Below are 17,814 nucleotides of genomic sequence, written 5' to 3'. Positions count from 1 at the left end.
AGGTGGCCCGTGCTGGCCTTGGGGGCACCGGGGCCGTTGTAGGTGGTGCCGGGCAGGTCGTAGCGCAGCGTGGAGGTGGCGGTGCTGCCGTACTGGAGCTGGATGGGGCGGCCCAGGGCATCGCGCTGCACGGCGAGGGTGCGGCCTGCGGCGTCCTTGGCGGTGGCGACCAGACCGCGCTGGTCGTAGGTGAGGGAGTTGGCGCCTATGTCCGGTGATTTTTCCTGGGTCATATTGCCCAGGCCATCGCGGCCATAGTCCGTCGCCACTTGCCGGAAATCCTTGACCTGGCTAACAAGATCTGATGGCGTGTATGCAAAATACATGGCCGAAGTCTGATTATCCATTGCATAGATTCTGCGGAATCTGTCCCTTGTTATTCTCAGAGACTTTCCAAATCCATCCACAATCGACGTCAAATCACCGCTATCGTCGTAACCGAAACTTGTCTTCTGACCATCGCCCTTTGTGACGCTGGCAACTCGGTTGATCGCGTTGATGGTACGACTCACTTCGTATGCGACACCTGATGTCGTGCCAACTTTCTCTTGAATCTGGTTCCCCATGCCATCCAGGACATAGGATCCTGAAGCGCCACGGTTGTCAGACCACCCCGTCAGTCTCTGAGCAGCATCATATTGATAGCGGAGTACATATCCATTTGAATACTCCACTTTCTGAACAAGACCATTAGCAAAGTATTCATATTTCGTATTTAACCCCAAAGAGCCTATGCTGGCGAGTCTCCCCCTCGCATCATACGTCAACTGGTATTCCGCACCATTCGACCCAACGAATGACAGAAGACGACCCAAACCATCGTAGCTGGAAAACCGGTCAATATGTCCCAAGGCATTTGTTTCCGTCAGGCGGTTGTCTTTTTCATCATAGGTATATGACGCCACCAGACTGCCGGAATCCTTGAAATAGTGCAGATTGCCTCTGTCATCCCATGACCAATCAAGCGCCCTGCTGTCTCCCGCTCCGCTGGTAACACTGCGAGTCAGGTTGCCACGGCTGTCGTACTCCATATCCCTGACCAAACCATCACCTGTAATTCTGATGGGCTTTCTCAGCACAGGATGCCAGGAGATGCGAGTAACCTTTTCACCCTTGTTCTGGGATATCTCTATAGGCAGATTTCGCTTTTTATCCCATTGATATGCAGTCAAATACCAGTTGTAGCCAGAGTGCTCCTTCAGAAAACCATCGTTGTCATAAAAAACATTTTTGACAGGATCATCCTGATAGATGGTTACGCGTGAGGTGGACGTTGAACTATACACCCGCCCTCCAGGAACGGATGTATTAGCGACATACACGGTTTCACCCAACGGGGAAGTGACTGCTGTAGAGGATGAGTGATAAGCGAACCGAAATTCTTCCACCCCGGCATTTTTTCTCGAAACAACTACCTTCTTGTCGTTGTATATATATTCGCCAACCCTTGCCCCCGTCTCATCAATCTTACCCGCGAGCATGCCTCCATCTTCGTATAGATACCCCTTGGCAGAACCGTCGTTGTACTTCACGGACACAAGAAGACCTGCTTGGGCCTCGAACTGAACCGCATGCCCATGGCTGGGAATCATCCGAGACACCAGTCCAGTCGCGTCATACTCAAAGACAATGCTTCTAGAGAAATTGTTTCCGATTTTCAGCAGCTGCCCGTGATCGGAAAATATATATTCATAATAATCTCCGTTGGGCAAGGTCTTTTTGGACAAACGGCCGTTGTTGTCAAATTGATACTTGACCTCACGCTCATTGATATAAATCCATCCATTGTCAATTCGAAAGAACTGGCGCCCCTTCATTGCACTGACGAACTCGCCGGGGGTGTAGCTCCCACTAGATTCAGGCAAATTAGACCCAGGAATAAATCTGTAAAAAATGGCCTGATCACCAGCGGCAGAAGCAATGATGACGGATTCGTGATCTCCTTTTTTCAGAGCTTTTGTTCTGTCGCCTTTCAATGGATCAATATTGTTGCGCTCAAACTTTAGCCAGATGACGTGATTGTTTGACCAACCTTTTCCATAAGAGACCGGCGGATGCTCAGCACGACCATTGGCCCAGGCGCTGTTATATACGCGTACCACATCCAGTGAGGCGGGGCGCTGATCCTGAAAATCTTTATCATACTCCACCTTGTTGCCTGTGGCGACTTGAACAGGATTTCCGACAGTACCGGGAAATGAGCCCAAAGGCATTCCAAATTCGCCTCTTGTGCACATGGGAGCAACTTCTTCCACCATCGGTGGTTGCAAAGATGCAGGATTTGCACGCCAGCAGCCGCTGCTGCTAATATCATTAAAATATGTGCCTGTCCAATCCACTGGGCCTGTCACTCTGTCATAACAGTCTGCATATCTCAAACTATTAACATAAAATGACCCTCCCCCATACGGTGGCCCCGGACATTCTCCTTTTGAGTTAGCAAACTGATATTGATACCATCCACCAGTTCTGTATCCCAATAATTGTTTGGAATTTATAAATCCATCATAGTGATGAGAATTTGGGGGATTTACCCCAGTTTCAAAATAACACATGCCTTCATCTTTAACAAAAGCGAACTCTTGCTCCATCACTTCTTCAACTGAGTTCCCACCGAAACGCGGACCTTGATGAGTCCATGGCGAAGTAAATAATGGAGTCAAGCTGCACTCGACGCCATGAATCAATGAGTATTTATTTTCTATGCATGCCTTCCCATAGTCCGCAGCATGAGCCGGCATTGAAATAATCGAGACAATCAATACGAACAATTTTATAAAAACTCTCAAAATACCCCTCCCAATATTTTCGAAATCCATAATCAAGTTAAATTCCTTGAATACACATAGCACACAGCAATGACATTGCATCACCGTGTTTGGCGTTACGGAATCACATTTTTCTTACAAAGAAGAACGCTGTCAACTCAAATCGCGACAGCATTCCAAATTCCTGGCACACCAGCTAGCAGAGATGCCCCCTCAACAACACAGGCATACAGCAAATTCATTGCAAATCAATGGGTTGCACATCATTCGTAATACTGATCAATTCGCTATGCCCCAGCACTGGTGACCCGAATCAAATCAGGAACGTCCAAGAAGGAAGTGAGAACAAATCGATAGACACTGAATCCTCTGCCATCCCAAGGCTTCTTCCACAAATTTCCAGCACCGCCCAGCGGGATGCAGTAGGCGATGAAGCCAGGCCCACAGCCCGCGCTCAACAGCAGGCAGGCTTGCCTGGCAGCGCATTGAGACTTTTCCGGGAAAACCGGTCAAAACAAGCAAAATCAAGTGGTCGCTTTCGGTGTCCAACAGTCGCACCCTGACGAATCCATTGGCGATCGAGTACTCGTACTCATCAAGCAGGCACCCTTTCAGGATCTGCGCAACGCACCACCTCGGCAAATAGGAGGATTCGGACAGTAGGCCGTTCGAGCTGGCACCGAGGCTGGCCGCGCTCCTAGTCCTGCCCCGGTCATCGTGCTGCGTCCACAAGGCTCCAAAGACCCTCTCTCCGACCCTGTCACACATCCGTCCATGCCTTCTGCAATAATTGCCGCAACAATCATTGCGCAGTCAATCATTTCACTTGCAAGACACCATGACCCAGCCACCCCTGCCCAACGGCCTGCAGCCCTCGGACTTCTACAGCCCTGGCAGCTACACGCCCTTCGAGAGCGTGGGGTTCCTCATGCGCAAGGTGCTCAGCTCCATCCTCCAGCAGGCCGATGCGCAGTTGGCCGAGCATGAGCTGACCTATGTGCAGTGGCTGCCGCTGTACAAGCTGCTGCTGTGCAGCGACGCCACGAATGCCGGCATGGCACGTGACCTGGGGCTGGATCCGGCCTCCATCACGCGGGCGCTGGACCGGCTCGAATCCAAGGGCATGCTGCGGCGCGAGCGCTCCACGGTGGACCGGCGCGTGGTCAAGCTGGTGCTGACCGATGAAGGCCGCGCCATGGCGGCCAAGGTGCCGCAGGTGCTGTCCAGCGTGATGAATGCCCATATGGCCGGCTTCAGCCATGACGAGTCGCGCCAGCTGCTGGACATGCTGCGCCGCCTGCTGGCCAATGGCGATGCGATGCGCGCGCCGGAAGCCGCGCCGCCGGCCCCTGCGCCTGCCACGCCCGTCGGCTGACAGCGCCAGCCCCCTTTTTCCGCCCCGGTTTCCGATTTCCTGATTCTTGACCCCCAAACAGGCAGACCACCATGCCCAAATCCTCTGTTTCCGTGTCCGCCGCGCCCCGCCGCGTGGCCGCCGCAGCGGCCACCCTGTGCGCCGCGCTGGCCCTGGCCGGTTGTGCTTCCCAGGGCCCGGCCCATGAGCCGCTGGCCCGGCTGGGCGCCGCCGACCTGGGTCTGACGGCCCAGTCCGAGACAGGCGCCAATACCAGCCTGCCCGCCGCCGATTGGTGGAAGTCCCTGGGCGATGCCCAGCTGGACGGCCTGATCGCCCAGGCGCTGCAGGGCAGCCCCAGCCTGGCCATGAGCCGCGCCCGCTTCGACAAGGCCGCCGCCCTGGCCACGGCCACCAGCACGGCCACCGATGTGCGCGGCACGCTCGGCGTCGACGCCACGCGCCAGCACTACAGCGCCAACGGCCTGGTGCCTGCTCCCATTGCCGGCCATACCTACAACACCGGCAACCTGCAGGCCGGGCTGAGCTGGACGCCGGATTTCTTTGGCCGCCATGCGGCCGACCTGCAGGCCGCCCTGGGCCAGGCCCGTGCCGCCCAGGCCGACAGCGCCGCCGCTGCCAACCAGTTGGCCGCCCAGGTGGCGCGCAGCTATGTGGCGCTGGCCCGGCTGATTGCCCAAAAGGATGTGGCCGGCCGCACGCTGACCCAGCGCCAGTCGCTGCTGGAGCTGAGCCAGCAGCGCACGCGCGCCGGGCTGGACAGCCAGGTGGAGCTGACCCAGGCCCAGGCCGGCCTGCCCGATGCCGGCACCCAGATCGAGATGCTGGACGAGCAGATCACGCTGGCGCGCCGCACCATCGCCGTGCTCTGCGGCCAGGCGCCCGAGGCGCAGCTGCAGCTGGCGCCCCGTCTGGCCGCGCTGCAGATCCAGGCCATGCCCGGCCAGTTGGGCGCAGACCTGCTGGGCCGCCGCCCCGACGTGGTGGCCGCACGCTGGCGCGTGGAGTCCGCAACGCAGGGCATAGAGAGCGCGCGGGCGGATTTCTACCCCGATATCAACCTGACGGCCTTCATCGGCCTCAACGCCGTCGGGCTGGACAACCTGTTCAAGGGCAGCTCGCGCCAGATGGGCGTGACGCCCGCGCTGCGCCTGCCCCTGTTCGACGGCAAGCGCCTGCGCGCCCAGTTGCGCGGCACGCAGGCCGACCTGGACACCGCCATTGCCCAGTACAACGGCGTGGTGCTCGATGCGGTCAAGGAAGCGGGTGACGCCATCACGTCCGTGCAATCGCTGGTGCGCCAACAGCAGCTGCAGGCCGAGTCGCTGGAGAAGGCCGAACGCGCCTACGACTTTGCAGTGCAGCGCTACAAGGCCGGCCTGGCCAGCCAGGTGACGGTGCTCAACACCGAGACCCAGGTGATCACCCAGCGCCGCCTGGACGTGGACCTGCGCGCCCGCGCGCTGGACACGCGCGTGTCGCTGATGAAGGCCCTGGGCGGCGGCTGGACCGATGGCACGGATGCCGTGCAGGTCAGCCAGCACTGAGATCGCAACCCGCACAGGAATCCACCGCACTCTTGACCCTCCACCGGGCAGACCGCCAGCCAGCGTGACAGACCGCCAGCCCCCTGCCCCGGCCGCACAACCACATTCACAGATAACAAAGCGCCGAACACCATGACCGATACCAACAAGCAAGCATCCAATGCACCCGCTGCCGCAGCCTCGCCCGTGGCCAACCCGCAGGGCCGCCGCAAGGGCCTGACCATCGTGGCCGCCGCCGTCGCGGTGGCCGCCGTCGCCTGGGGCGGCTGGCACTGGATGGTGGCGCGCAACTACCAGACCACGGACAACGCCTATGTGGCGGGCAACGTGGTGCAGATCACGCCGCAGGTCGGCGGCACGGTGATCAGCATCGGCGCCGACGACACCGACTACGTCAAGCCCGGCCAGCTGCTGGTGCAGCTGGACTCGGCCGATGCCCTGGTCGCCCTGTCCCAGGCCGAGTCGCAGCTGGCCCAGACCGTGCGCCAGGTGCGCACGCTGTACGCCAACAATGCCCCCCTGGTCGCCCAGGTGGCCCAGCGCGAGGCCGATCTGGCCCGCCTGCAGGCCGATGCCGCCCGCGCCCGCGAGGATGTGGAGCGCCGCCGCCCGCTGCTGGCCACGGGCGCCGTGGGCAAGGAGGAGTTCGACCACGCCCAGTCCCTGGCCCGCACGGCCGGCAATGCCGCCTCGGCAGCCGAAGCCGCCGTGCGCGCCGCCAAGGCGCAGCTGACGGCTGCCGAAGCCCAGACCAAGGGCAGCAGCGCCGAAGAGCACCCCAGCGTGATCGCCGCCTCCGCCAAGGTGCGCGAAGCCTATCTTGCGCTGCAGCGCACGCGCCTGGTCTCGCCCGTGGAAGGCTATGTGGCCAAGCGCGGCGTGCAGTTGGGCCAGCGCGTGGCCTCGGGCGCGCCGCTGATGACGGTGGTGGGCCTGCACAACCTCTGGGTGGATGCCAACTTCAAGGAAAGCCAGCTGGCCCAGCTGCGCATAGGCCAGAAGACCGAGCTGACGGCCGATGTCTACGGCGACAAGATCAGCTACCACGGCACCGTGGTGGGCATGGGCGCAGGAACCGGCGCGGCCTTCTCGCTGCTGCCCGCGCAGAACGCCACCGGCAACTGGATCAAGGTGGTGCAGCGCGTGCCCGTGCGCATTGCGCTGGCGCCGGAAGACCTGGCACAGCACCCGCTGCGCGTGGGCCTGTCCATGGAAGTCAAGGTGGACGTGCGAGACCAGCAGGGCGAGGTGCTGGCAACGACCACGCGCAACGCACCCGTGGCCCAGACCTCTGTCTACGACATGGCGCTGCCGCAGGCCGAGGAGCGCATTGCCCACATCGTGGCGGGCCAGAACGTGGCACCGCTCAAGCAGTTGCCCGAGCTGCCGCCCGTGGCCATGGCCGAGGTGCAGGACAGGGCCCAGGGCAAGGCGCCAGCCGCCGTGGCCTCCGCGCCGGTTGACGCGCAGGCCATGCAGTCCAGGTAAGCAGGCATCGCTCCCCCGCCTTCCCAGAACCTACGCGGACTGCCTATGACTTCCTCTACCACCGCCGTGCCGGAGCCGGCGCCGCCGGTCGCCCCCTCGGCGCCGCCGGCCATGCCTGCACGGCCGGTCCCGCTCAAGGGCGCCCAGCTGGCCCTGGGTACGCTGGCCCTGTCGCTGGCCACCTTCATGAACGTGCTGGACTCGTCCATTGCCAACGTCGCCATTCCGGCGATTTCCGGCGACGTGGGCGTCAGCCCCAGCCAGGGCACCTGGGTGATCACCAGCTTTGGCGTGGCCAACGCCATCTCGGTGCCGCTCACGGGCTGGCTCACCCAGCGCTTCGGCGCCGTGCGCCTGTTCACCATGAGCGTGCTGCTGTTCGTGCTGACGTCCTGGCTGTGCGGCTTTGCCTCGTCGCTGGAGACGCTGGTGCTGTTCCGCGTGCTCCAGGGCCTGGTTGCCGGCCCCATGATCCCGCTGTCGCAGACGCTGCTGCTGTCCAGCTATCCCCCGGCCAAGGCCGGGGTGGCCCTGGCGCTGTGGGGAATGACCACCCTGGTGGCCCCCGTGGTCGGCCCGCTGCTGGGCGGCTGGATCACGGACAACATCTCCTGGCCCTGGATCTTCTATATCAATGTGCCGGTGGGCCTGCTGTCGGCCCTGATGACCTGGAGCATCTACCGCAGCCGCGAGACCCCCACGCGCAAGCTGCCCATCGACTCCGTGGGCCTGGCCCTGCTGGTGCTGTGGGTGGGCGCGCTGCAGCTGATGCTGGACAAGGGCAAGGAGCTGGACTGGTTCGCCTCGGGCGAGATCATCACGCTGTGCGTGCTGGCCATCGTGAGCTTCGTGGTCTTCCTGGTCTGGGAGCTGACGGATGCGCACCCGGTGGTGGACCTGCGCCTGTTCATGCGCCGCAATTTCGCGGCCGGCACAGTGGCGCTGTCGATTGCCTACGGCCTGTTCTTCGGCAACGTGGTGCTGCTGCCCCTGTGGCTGCAGCAGTGGATGGGCTACACCTCCACCACGGCCGGCATGGCACTGGCGCCGGTAGGCATCTTCGCCATCATCCTGACACCGCTGGTGGGACGCAAGGTCACGCAGTGGGACCCGCGCAGGATGGCCACGGGCGCCTTCATCGTGTTCGCCCTGGTGCTGTGGATGCGCTCGCGCTTCACGGTGGAGACGGACTTCATGCACATCCTGGTGCCCACGCTGATCCAGGGCGCGGCCATGGCCTTCTTCTTCATTCCGCTGACCACGATCACGCTGTCGGGCATTTCGCCGGACCGTATCCCGGCCGCCGCCGGCCTGAGCAACTTCGTGCGGATCACGGCGGGCGCCATGGGCACCTCCATCGCCACCACGCTGTGGGAAAACCGCGCCGCGCTGCACCACGCCCATCTGACAGAAGGGCTGGTCCAGGGCCAGGGCGTGTTCGGCGTCACCCTGCAGGGGCTGCAGGCCGCAGGCCTGAGCCAGGCGCAGGCGCTGGCCCAGATCAACCGGCTGGTAGACCAGCAGGCCTACACGCGCGCCGCCGACGACATCTTCCTGGCGTCGTCCGTGCTGTTCCTGGTGCTGATCGTGCTGATCTGGATGACCAGGCGCCCCGCGGGCCATGCCGGCGGTGCCGAGGCGGCCGGCGCCCATTGATGACCAGCCTCCGGGCCATCACCACAAGGAGCTGCCTGCAGGGGCAGCTCCTTTTTTGTTTACATGACGACACGCAAGGCGCCTTGAACGGGGCCGCCAAGACCACCATCTCGACAGGGCTGCGCCATCGGTTCCATGATGGCGGCGGCCTGAACACCGACGGAGCACCGTGAAAACAATCCGCATCTTCCGCGCCCCGATTGCCGACTACTCCCAATCGCCCCAATCGTCGGCCGGGCGCTTTCGCAACATCCATCCCCGCCCGGCCAATGCCCCCCAGCCCGACGCCAAGGTGATGTGGGACTTCTTCTTCAACAAGCCCAAGGACACCGAGCCTGCGGCGCCCCTGCCCGTGCAGCGGCTCACCCCGGCCGACCTGGCCGCCGCGCCCGAGCGCAGCCTGTACCGCCTGGGCCACTCCACGCTGCTGATGAAACTGCGCGGCGGCTGGTGGATCACCGACCCGGTGTTTGCCGAGCGCGCCTCGCCCTTTTCCTTCATCGGCCCCAAGCGCTTTCATGCGCCGCCCATCGCCCTGCATGAACTGCCCGCGCTGCGCGGCGTGGTGCTCTCGCACGACCACTACGACCATCTGGACCGTGCCACCATCCGCGCCCTGGCGCCCCGGGTCGACTTCTTCCTGTGCACGCTGGGCGTGGGCGACCGGCTCATGGCCTGGGGCGTGGCCCCCGAGAAGGTGCGCCAGTTCGACTGGTGGCAGGACGTGCAGGTGGACGGCCTGCGCTTCACGGCCACGCCGGCCCAGCATTTCTCGGGCCGGGGCCTGCGCGACGGCAACCGCACGCTGTGGGCGTCCTGGGTCATCGAGGACCTGGCAAGCGCCGACACGCTGCGTGTCTTCTTCAGCGGCGACGGCGGCTATTTCGACGGCTTTGCGGAAATCGGCCGGCGCTTCGGCCCCTTCGACCTCACGCTGATGGAGACCGGCGCCTACGACCCGCACTGGCCCTATGTCCACATGCACCCGGCCCAGACCGTGCAGGCCCACCGCGACCTGGGCGGACGCTGGCTGCTGCCCATTCACAACGGCACCTTCAGCCTGGCCATGCATGCCTGGTGGGACCCCTTCGAGCGCGTGCTGGCCCTGGGCGCCGAGCACGGCATTGCCGTGGCCACGCCCATGATGGGCGAGCGCGTGGACCTGGCCGCCCCCCATGCAGGCGAGCGCTGGTGGCGCGCCCTGGTATCTGAGGTCACGCAGGACGGAGCCGCGCCGGCACCCCGACCCCAGCCGCGATAAACGCGTTTTTGCTGCATTGCGTCATCGGCCTACGCGGGCCGGCATGCATCTGGCTAAAGTGGAACCGGCAAGTGGATCTGGCAGGTAGATCCGGCAAATGGATCCAGAGCTTCAGGAGCGCACATGGCAAACCGCAAATCTTCCAAGGCCGCTTCGGTGGCCCGTCAGGCCACCGATCTGGCCATTGCCGCGCCGCAGGTGGTGGCGCACAGGCTCACCCGCATGGCGCTGGCCGGGGCCAATCCCTCCGCACGGGACCGGCGCGAATTCACGCGCATGGTGTCCGAGAAACAGACAGCCTTCCACCAATCCTGGGCCGCCATGGGCCTGCAGTCCATGGTCGCCAGCCAGGCCCTGATGCAGGCCTGGATGCGCATGTGGTGGATGCCCTGGAGCGCCTCCACCTGGAATGGGGGCGCACTGGCATCGCAGGCCTCGCAATGGAACAACGCCATGTGGGGCGTGGTGGGCAAGGGCATGGCGCCCGTGCACCGCACTGCAGTGGCCAACGCCCGGCGCCTGGCGCGCGGCTGATCCACCCATATCAAACCCGCTTCATTGACTGGAGCGGCACGGCGCGGCAGGGCTGATGCGGGGGCGAGGTTCAGGTATCCTCGCGGCCTTCGTTCCGTTTTGCTGCGCTGCCGCATTTCCAGGCATGGACTCCATGCAGAGACTGAAAACACGGCCGCGGCAGGCGGATTTCCCCCTTTCTGCCATCGCTTTGCCAGTCTTCCCCGGAGTTCTCTGATGACACACAAGGCCCCGCCAACCGGCCAGGGCCTGCACGGTCAAGACGACCTGCAGCGCAATCTCACCAACCGCCACATCCAGCTCATCGCCATCGGCGGTGCCATCGGCACGGGCCTGTTCATGGGCTCGGGCAAGACCATCAGCCTGGCGGGTCCGTCCATCGTCTTCGTCTACGCCATCATCGGCGTGATGCTGTTCTTCGTGATGCGGGCCATGGGCGAGCTGCTGCTGTCCAACCTGCAGTACCGATCCTTCATCGATTTCTCGGCCGATCTGCTGGGGCCCTGGGCGGGCTTCTTCACGGGCTGGACGTACTGGTTCTGCTGGATCGTCACGGGCATTGCCGACGTGATCGCCATCTCGGCCTACTCGCAGTTCTGGTTCCCCGGCCTGCCCCAGTGGGCCCCGGCCATTGCCTGCGTGGGCCTGCTGCTGGGCCTGAACCTGCTGACGGTGAAGCTGTTCGGCGAGATCGAGTTCTGGTTCGCCATGATCAAGATCGTGGCCATCGTGGCCCTGGTGGCAACGGGGCTGTACATGGTGGGGGCCGCCTTCGTCTCGCCTGCGGGGCGTGCGGCCAGCCTGTCCAACCTCTGGAACGACGGCGGCATGTTCCCCAACGGGATGATGGGCTTTTTCGCGGGCTTCCAGATCGCCGTGTTCGCCTTCGTGGGCATCGAGCTGGTGGGCACCACGGCCGCCGAGGCCAAGGACCCCGAGCGCACGCTGCCGCGCGCCATCAATTCGATTCCCGTGCGCATCATCGTGTTCTACGTGCTGGCCCTGATCGCCATCATGGCCGTCACCCCCTGGCGCGACGTGGTGCCGGGCAAGAGCCCGTTCGTGGAGCTGTTCGTGCTCGCAGGCCTGCCGGCCGCCGCGGGCGTGATCAATTTCGTGGTACTGACCTCGGCCGCCTCGTCGGCCAACAGCGGTGTGTTCTCCACCAGCCGCATGCTCTACGGCCTGGCGCTCAAGGGCGATGCGCCCAAGTCCTTCCACCGGCTGTCGCGCAGCAGCGTGCCCTCGCGCGGGCTGCTGTTTTCCTGCACCTGCCTGCTGGCCGGCGCCTTCCTGATGTGGGTGGTGCCCGATCTGGTGGAGGCCTTCACGCTGGTGACCACGGTATCGGCCATCCTGTTCATGTTCGTGTGGTCGCTGATCCTGCTGTCGTACATGGCCTACCGGCGCCAGCGCGCGGCCCTGCATGAGGCTTCGCGCTACAAGATGCCGGGCGGCGTGGCCATGTGCTGGGCCTGCCTGGCGTTCTTTGCGGCCATCCTGGGCCTGCTCACCCTGCAGGCCGACACGCGCCAGGCGCTGGTGGTGACGCCGGCCTGGTTTGCCCTGCTGGCCATTGCCTACCAGTTCGTGCGTCGCCGGGCATCGAGCCAACCCTCGGGCAGCTGCGCTGAGCCTTCCAGCGCCCTGCCGGGCGCCGTGGCCAAGCCGCGCTGACGTGGTTTCTGGCCGCCCCCTGCGCTCCGGGGCGGCCTTTGCACGGAGGCGCCGCACCCCGTGCTCCCTCTCAGCGCCCTGCCGACCCCCGTCATTTTTGTGCACCAGACTTGTGCACAACGCCTCAGGCGTGTCCAGCGATTAGATAACGCGTGAACAAAAAACAACTGTCTTTACGTGAAGAGAAAGATGTAGATACAAATCGTTATCATTCGCGCCTTGATTTTTAACCCATACGGAACTTTACAAAGATGGTCAGAATCTCGGTGCTCCGCCCGCTTCCTCTTTGCGTCGCCCTGGCATGCACAGCCATGGCCCATGCCCAGACGGCCGACAGCAAGGCCGACACGTCCCTGTCCACCGTGGTGGTGACCGCCTCGGGCACGGCCGTGGACATCAAGGAGGCGCCGGCCAGCATCAGCGTGATCACGCGGGAAGACATCGAGCGCAAGCCCGTCACCAGCATCGGCGAGCTGCTGTCCACCATTCCCGGCGTGACCGGCGGTCTGTCGGGCACGGGCGCCCAGTCCAAGATCAAGCTGCGCGGCCTGCCCGAGAAGTACACGCTGATCCTGGTGGACGGCAAGCGCCAGGGCAACTCGGCCGGCATCAACTACCGTGACGACCTGGGCTCGCAGGACCTGGACTGGATCTCGCCCGAGATGATCGAGCGCATCGAGGTCGTGCGCGGCCCCATGTCCTCGCTGTACGGCTCCGACGCCATGGGCGGCGTGATCAACATCATCACGCGCAAGATCGGCAAGCGCTGGAGCGGCTCGACCACGCTGAACTACAGCAAGCCCTCCGACGGCGACCGCGGCGACACGCGCCAGCTGGGCTTCAACATCAGCGGCCCGCTGTCCGACAAGTTCGGCCTGCGCCTGGGCGGCAACTACACGGACCGCGCTGCCGACGAGGGCACGGGCGGCTTCCCGGGCACCTACCAGTCCACGGCCGGCTCGCGCAAGCAAAACCTCAACGCCCTGCTCAACTGGCAGCTCACGCCCGACCAGGTGATCGGCATCGAGGCCGCGCAAGGCATCCAGCGCGCCACGGGCTCCGATCGGTTGGTGAATGGACGCCCCGTGGTATCGCAATGGGGCCTGAGCAAGCTGGAGCAGACCAAGTTCGGCCTCAGCCACGATGGCCGCTGGGGCGACATGACCTCCAAGCTCGACCTCGTGCACAACAAGTACGAGGACAAGGGCGACACCATCGGCAACAACTCCAAGGAAACCACGCTGGACGGCCGCATCGACAAGCCGTTGAAGCTGTGGGGCCTGGACCAGGCCATGACGCTGGGCATGCAGTGGCGCCGCGAGTCGCTGGACAACCGCGACACCATCGGCCTGGCTCCCATCGACTACGCGGGGCGCCCGGTCTCGGGCTCGGGCCTGAGCGCCACCACCTGGGCGCTGTTCGGCGAGGACCAGATCTTCCTGCGCGAGAACCTGGCGCTGACGCTGGGCCTGCGCATGGACCACCACCAGAAATACGGCAACAACTGGAGCCCGCGCGCCTACCTGGTCTACCACCCGGCATCGGAGTGGACAGTGCGCGGCGGCGTCTCGCGCGGCTTCCGTGCGCCCAACCTGAAGGAAAACTCGGCCAGCGCCGCCACGCAATCCGGGGGCAACGGCTGCCGCAGCCTGGCCGGCATGGGCTGGACCAGCACCAGCGTCAACGCCGACGGCACGCGCGGCTGCTACATGGCCGGCAACCCCGACCTGCAGCCCGAGACCAGCACCAACTTCGAGCTGGGCACCAGCTGGGACCGCAATGGCTGGGCCCTGGGCGCCACGTACTTCCACACCAACTTCAAGAACAAGATCGACTACCAGCCGCTGGGCTTGTACAACGGCTTCTGGTGGACCCGCATGGCCAACGCCCAGCGTGCCCGCACGCGCGGCCTGGAAGGCTTCGTGAACGTTCCCCTGGCCAAGGGCCTGACCTGGAACACCAATATCACCAAGATGTTCGAGTCCAAGAACCTGAGCACCGGCGCCTCGCTGCTGGCCGTGCCCGAGCTGTCCATCTACTCGTCGCTGCAGTGGCAGATCCGCCAGGGCTGGTCCGCCATGTTCAGCGCCCGCCACGTGGGCAAGGAAGTCGTGACCACGGGCACGGCCACCACCTTCGCCAAGGCCTACACGACGTTCGACGTGTCCATGAACTACAACGTCACCGACTCGATGACCCTGCGCGCCGGCATCATCAACCTGACCGACAAGGAAACCCGCACCATCGGCGCCAACTACGACAACGGCGGCCGTACCTACTTCGTGGGGATGACGGCCAGGTTCTGATGGCCTGTCACCAGCCCTTGCGCTGACCCAGACAAAGCGCCCGTTGTGACGGGCGCTTTTTTCATGGCGAAGAGCAAAGCCTCACTCCCAGACACCGCCCTGCGCAGGGGGCTTGCGCGTCAGCAATTCCTCGTCTGTCAAGGGCCGGCCTGTCCAGACATTCACCTTCGAGGCCCCGGCCGCGCTGCCCAGCTCGCGCAAGGCCCTCAGTTCCACCTGGGTGAATCCGCCCTCGGGGTCGCCCAGCGGATGGATGACGATGTGCGGGGAGGCCGCCAGCCAGCCCCCGGCTTGCATGCGCCTGAGCTGGTACTTGAGCAGGTGCTCGGCCAGCACGAAGTCCGATATCAGCGAGCGCGGATGCGCGAACGGATTGACGACTTCCGCAGGCTCCGATGCAGCCGCGAGCCTGGCCTGCGGGCCGGCCGCCAGAATCCGGCGCCGGGGCGGCGGACTCAGAGCCAGCTCGGGAACCTCCGAGATGGTCTGCCCGGTCTTTGGATCCTTCAGCGTCAGGCGCTCGGGAGAAATCTGTACGTAGATGAGTGGCAGGAAGGCAGAGAGCATGGACATCCATCAATCGATTTTCTGAACCACGGTCTGGCCCGGCAGCAAGGCCCGGCCATCCCCGTCGCGCGGCAGCATGGGCTCGACAGGCAGGCCGCTGTGGCGATCCAGCAGCAGCGAATGTGCCTCGCCCGGCGCGAACAGATGGCCTTCGCCCCATTGCCGCAAGGCCACGATGACGGGGAACAGGTCCAGCCCCCGGGCCGTCAGCACATATTCCAGGTAGGCCGAGCCTTCGGCGGCCGGGCGGGTTTCGAGGATGCCGGCCTCCACCAGCCGGCGCAGCCGGTCGGCCAGGATATTGCGGGCCGCGCCCAGGCTGCGCTGGAAATCGCCAAAGCGGCTGATGCCGTCAAAGGCATCGCGCACGATGAGCAGCGACCAGCGGTCGCCGATCACATCCAGGGAGCGGGCCACCGGACAGGGCTGTGGTGTGTCAGGACGGATGTCTTCTTTCATGGCGTCATTTTGGTTGCATTTCAAAACTGGTTCAACTAGCATTCAAACAGTTTTGTTTTGCAACTGGATTCAACCCATGAACGCCTTCCCTGCCCCGGACACGGTCCGCATGCCGCGCAGCCTGGTGCTGCTGTTCGCCGCTGCCAGCGGCCTGAGCGTGGCCAATGTCTACTACGCCCAGCCGCTGCTGGAGGCGCTGGCGGCCGACTTCGGCATCAGCCATGCGGCCGTGGGCGGCGTGGTCACCGCCACGCAGGCCGGTTGCGCGCTGGCGCTGCTGCTGCTGGTGCCGCTGGGCGACCGGCTGGAGCGGCGGCGGCTCATGCTTTTGCAGTTGCTGGGCCTGGTGCTGGCCCTGGCGGCCGTCAGCACCGCGCGTTCGGCCGTTCTGCTGCTGGCGGGCATGCTGGCCGTGGGCCTGCTGGGCACGGCCATGACGCAGGGGCTGATCGCCTATGCGGCCAGCGCCAGCCAGGCGCATGAGCGCGGGCGCGTGGTAGGCGCGGCCCAGGGCGGGGTTTTCATCGGCCTGCTTTTGGCGCGCGTGTTTGCCGGCGCCGTGGGTGACCTGGCCGGCTGGCGCGGCGTCTATGCCTGCTCGGCCCTGCTGATGCTGGCCCTGGCCTGGCCCCTGTGGCGGCAACTGCCCCGGCTGGCGGCGCCCTTGCATGCACCCAGCTACACGCAGCTGCTCGCCTCCATGCTCCAGCTGCTGCGCCAGGACCGCATGCTGCGCACACGCGGCATGCTGGCCCTGCTGATGTTTGCCACCTTCAACATCTTCTGGAGTGCCCTGGTCCTGCCCCTGAGTGCGCCGCCCTACAGCCTGTCACTCACGGCCATTGGCGCCTTTGGCCTGGCCGGTGTGGTCGGCGCACTGGCCGCAGCCCGTGCCGGGCACTGGGCCGACCAGGGTTTTGCGCAGCGCACCAGCCTGGGCGCGCTGGTGATCCTGCTGCTGGCCTGGGCGCCGCTGGCATTGCTGGAGCAGTCGCTGTGGGCGCTGGTCGCCGGCATCGTGCTGCTGGACCTGGGCGGCCAGGCCCTGCATGTGACCAACCAGAGCCTGATCTTTCGCAGCAACCCGCAGGCCCACAGCCGGCTGGTGGGGCTGTACATGCTGTTCTATGCCGTGGGCAGCGGGCTGGGCGCGCTGATTGCCACCAACGCCTACGCGCGGTTTGGCTGGCACGGCGTCTGCGTGGCGGGGGCGGCGTTCAGCTTGGCGGCCCTGGTGTTCTGGGCCATGACGCGGGAAACGGCTGCCCAGGCCAGCGTTCCCGCCTAGACCCGACTCACCAGCTCCGAAGGCACCCGCCCCAGCGCCTTGCGGAACATGGTGGAAAACGCGCTGGGGCTGTCATAGCCCAAATCCAGCGCCACCTGCGTGACCGAGGCGCCCGCAGACAGCCGCGACACCGCTGCCAGCAGGCAGGCCTGCTGGCGCCAGGCGCCAAAGGCCATGCCTGTGTGCTGCTGGAAAAACCGGCTGAAGGTGCGCAGGCTCTTGTTCAGCGCCTGTGCCCAAACCTGGGGCGTGGCGCGGATGCTGGGCTGGGCCAGGAACTGCTTGCACAGGGCGGCCAGCTTTTCGTCGCGGGGAATGGGCGCGAACAGCGGCAGGCTGCGGGCCGAGGCCAGCTCGTGCAGCACCAGCGTGACCAGGGCGCCGTCGCGGCCTGCTTCGTCGTACAGCGCTGGCAGGTCGGCGCAGGACAGCAGCAGCTGGTGCAGCAGCGGGGTGACGACCAGGGCCTCGCAGTGCACACCCGGGCGGGGCGCAGCAGCCGGTTCGATGTACAGGCTGCGCGTGCTCACGCCCTGCATGCGCACGCTGTGCGGCTTGCTGGCCGGAATCCACACGCCGCTGTAGGGCGGGATGGTCCAGGCACCGTCGTCGGTTTCCACCTCCATCAGCCCGCTCATCCCGTAGAGAAACTGGGCACGCCGGTGGCTGTGCGTGGGCAGCAGCGTGCCAGGCGTGTAGTCGGTGCCGATGGCCAGCACATCGCGCGCCACGGCGTCCACGGAATGCAGCGGGATGTTGAGCATGGGAATGTCTGGAAAACAGCCAACAGGCTTTGGCAGGAATTCAAGGATTATTGACCCATCCGCGAAAGCAGGCCAAACCGCGGCATCCTAAGGTTCAGTCCTTGCTCGTTTTTTCCAAAGGACT

13 protein-coding genes are annotated in these 17,814 nt (G+C 64.3%); 9 read left to right on the top strand and 4 right to left on the bottom strand.

Annotation, left to right across the window (positions count from 1 at the left end):
* Window positions 1-2,819 (bottom strand): DUF6531 domain-containing protein (locus PO605_RS25995; protein ID WP_272207101.1); only part of this gene is annotated, 2,819 nt, incomplete at its 3' end.
* 787 nt (window positions 2,820-3,606) lie between these two features.
* Between PO605_RS25995 and PO605_RS25990 the strand changes: the two genes are divergently transcribed.
* The 8 genes from PO605_RS25990 (at window position 3,607) to PO605_RS25955 (ending at window position 14,612) form a co-directional block, all read left to right on the top strand.
* Window positions 3,607-4,143 (top strand): MarR family winged helix-turn-helix transcriptional regulator, encoded by a 537-nt coding sequence (locus PO605_RS25990; RefSeq protein WP_043791990.1) that lies wholly within the window; start codon window positions 3,607-3,609, stop codon window positions 4,141-4,143.
* 71 nt (window positions 4,144-4,214) lie between these two features.
* Complete coding sequence (locus tag PO605_RS25985) at window positions 4,215-5,690, top strand: efflux transporter outer membrane subunit (RefSeq protein ID WP_272207098.1); 1,476 nt, start codon at window positions 4,215-4,217, stop codon at window positions 5,688-5,690.
* A gap of 132 nt (window positions 5,691-5,822) precedes the next feature.
* Window positions 5,823-7,178: an HlyD family secretion protein gene (locus PO605_RS25980; RefSeq protein ID WP_016453440.1), complete on the top strand. Its 1,356-nt coding sequence runs from the start codon at window positions 5,823-5,825 to the stop codon at window positions 7,176-7,178.
* Window positions 7,179-7,223: 45 nt separating this feature from the next.
* A complete protein-coding gene (locus PO605_RS25975) occupies window positions 7,224-8,834 on the top strand; it encodes a DHA2 family efflux MFS transporter permease subunit (protein WP_016453441.1) in 1,611 nt (536 codons plus the stop codon).
* Window positions 8,835-9,003: 169 nt separating this feature from the next.
* Window positions 9,004-10,095, top strand: a complete 1,092-nt coding sequence (locus tag PO605_RS25970; protein WP_047470039.1) for an MBL fold metallo-hydrolase — start codon at window positions 9,004-9,006, stop codon at window positions 10,093-10,095.
* A gap of 123 nt (window positions 10,096-10,218) precedes the next feature.
* Complete coding sequence (locus PO605_RS25965) at window positions 10,219-10,629, top strand: polyhydroxyalkanoate granule-associated phasin (protein WP_046986239.1); 411 nt, start codon at window positions 10,219-10,221, stop codon at window positions 10,627-10,629.
* A 216-nt stretch (window positions 10,630-10,845) separates the two neighbouring features.
* A complete protein-coding gene (gene cycA, locus PO605_RS25960; protein WP_016453443.1) occupies window positions 10,846-12,306 on the top strand; it encodes a D-serine/D-alanine/glycine transporter in 1,461 nt (486 codons plus the stop codon).
* Between the two features lie 311 nt (window positions 12,307-12,617).
* On the top strand, window positions 12,618-14,612 hold the full coding sequence (locus PO605_RS25955; RefSeq protein ID WP_047470035.1) for a TonB-dependent receptor domain-containing protein: 1,995 nt from the start codon (window positions 12,618-12,620) through the stop codon (window positions 14,610-14,612).
* 81 nt (window positions 14,613-14,693) lie between these two features.
* Here PO605_RS25955 and PO605_RS25950 read toward each other — a convergent pair whose 3' ends face one another.
* Window positions 14,694-15,185: a rod shape-determining protein gene (locus PO605_RS25950; protein WP_272207097.1), complete on the bottom strand. Its 492-nt coding sequence runs from the start codon at window positions 15,183-15,185 to the stop codon at window positions 14,694-14,696.
* 3 nt (window positions 15,186-15,188) lie between these two features.
* The gene (locus tag PO605_RS25945) at window positions 15,189-15,638 is read right to left on the bottom strand and encodes a winged helix-turn-helix transcriptional regulator (RefSeq protein WP_047470032.1); all 450 of its coding nucleotides are present in this window, start codon (window positions 15,636-15,638) and stop codon (window positions 15,189-15,191) included.
* Between the two features lie 76 nt (window positions 15,639-15,714).
* Between PO605_RS25945 and PO605_RS25940 the strand changes: the two genes are divergently transcribed.
* A complete protein-coding gene (locus tag PO605_RS25940; RefSeq protein ID WP_047470029.1) occupies window positions 15,715-16,926 on the top strand; it encodes an MFS transporter in 1,212 nt (403 codons plus the stop codon).
* Here PO605_RS25940 and PO605_RS25935 read toward each other — a convergent pair.
* On the bottom strand, window positions 16,923-17,690 hold the full coding sequence (locus tag PO605_RS25935; protein WP_016453448.1) for an AraC family transcriptional regulator: 768 nt from the start codon (window positions 17,688-17,690) through the stop codon (window positions 16,923-16,925). The genes PO605_RS25940 and PO605_RS25935 overlap by 4 nt on opposite strands.
* Window positions 17,691-17,814: the final 124 nt, after the last annotated feature.

This window comes from Delftia sp. DT-2, assembly GCF_028401915.1.
GTDB classification, from domain to species: Bacteria; Pseudomonadota; Gammaproteobacteria; order Burkholderiales; family Burkholderiaceae_C; genus Comamonas; species Comamonas tsuruhatensis.
The sequence above is the reverse complement of the archived record's forward strand: the minus strand, read 5'-3'. Positions and strand labels throughout refer to the sequence as shown.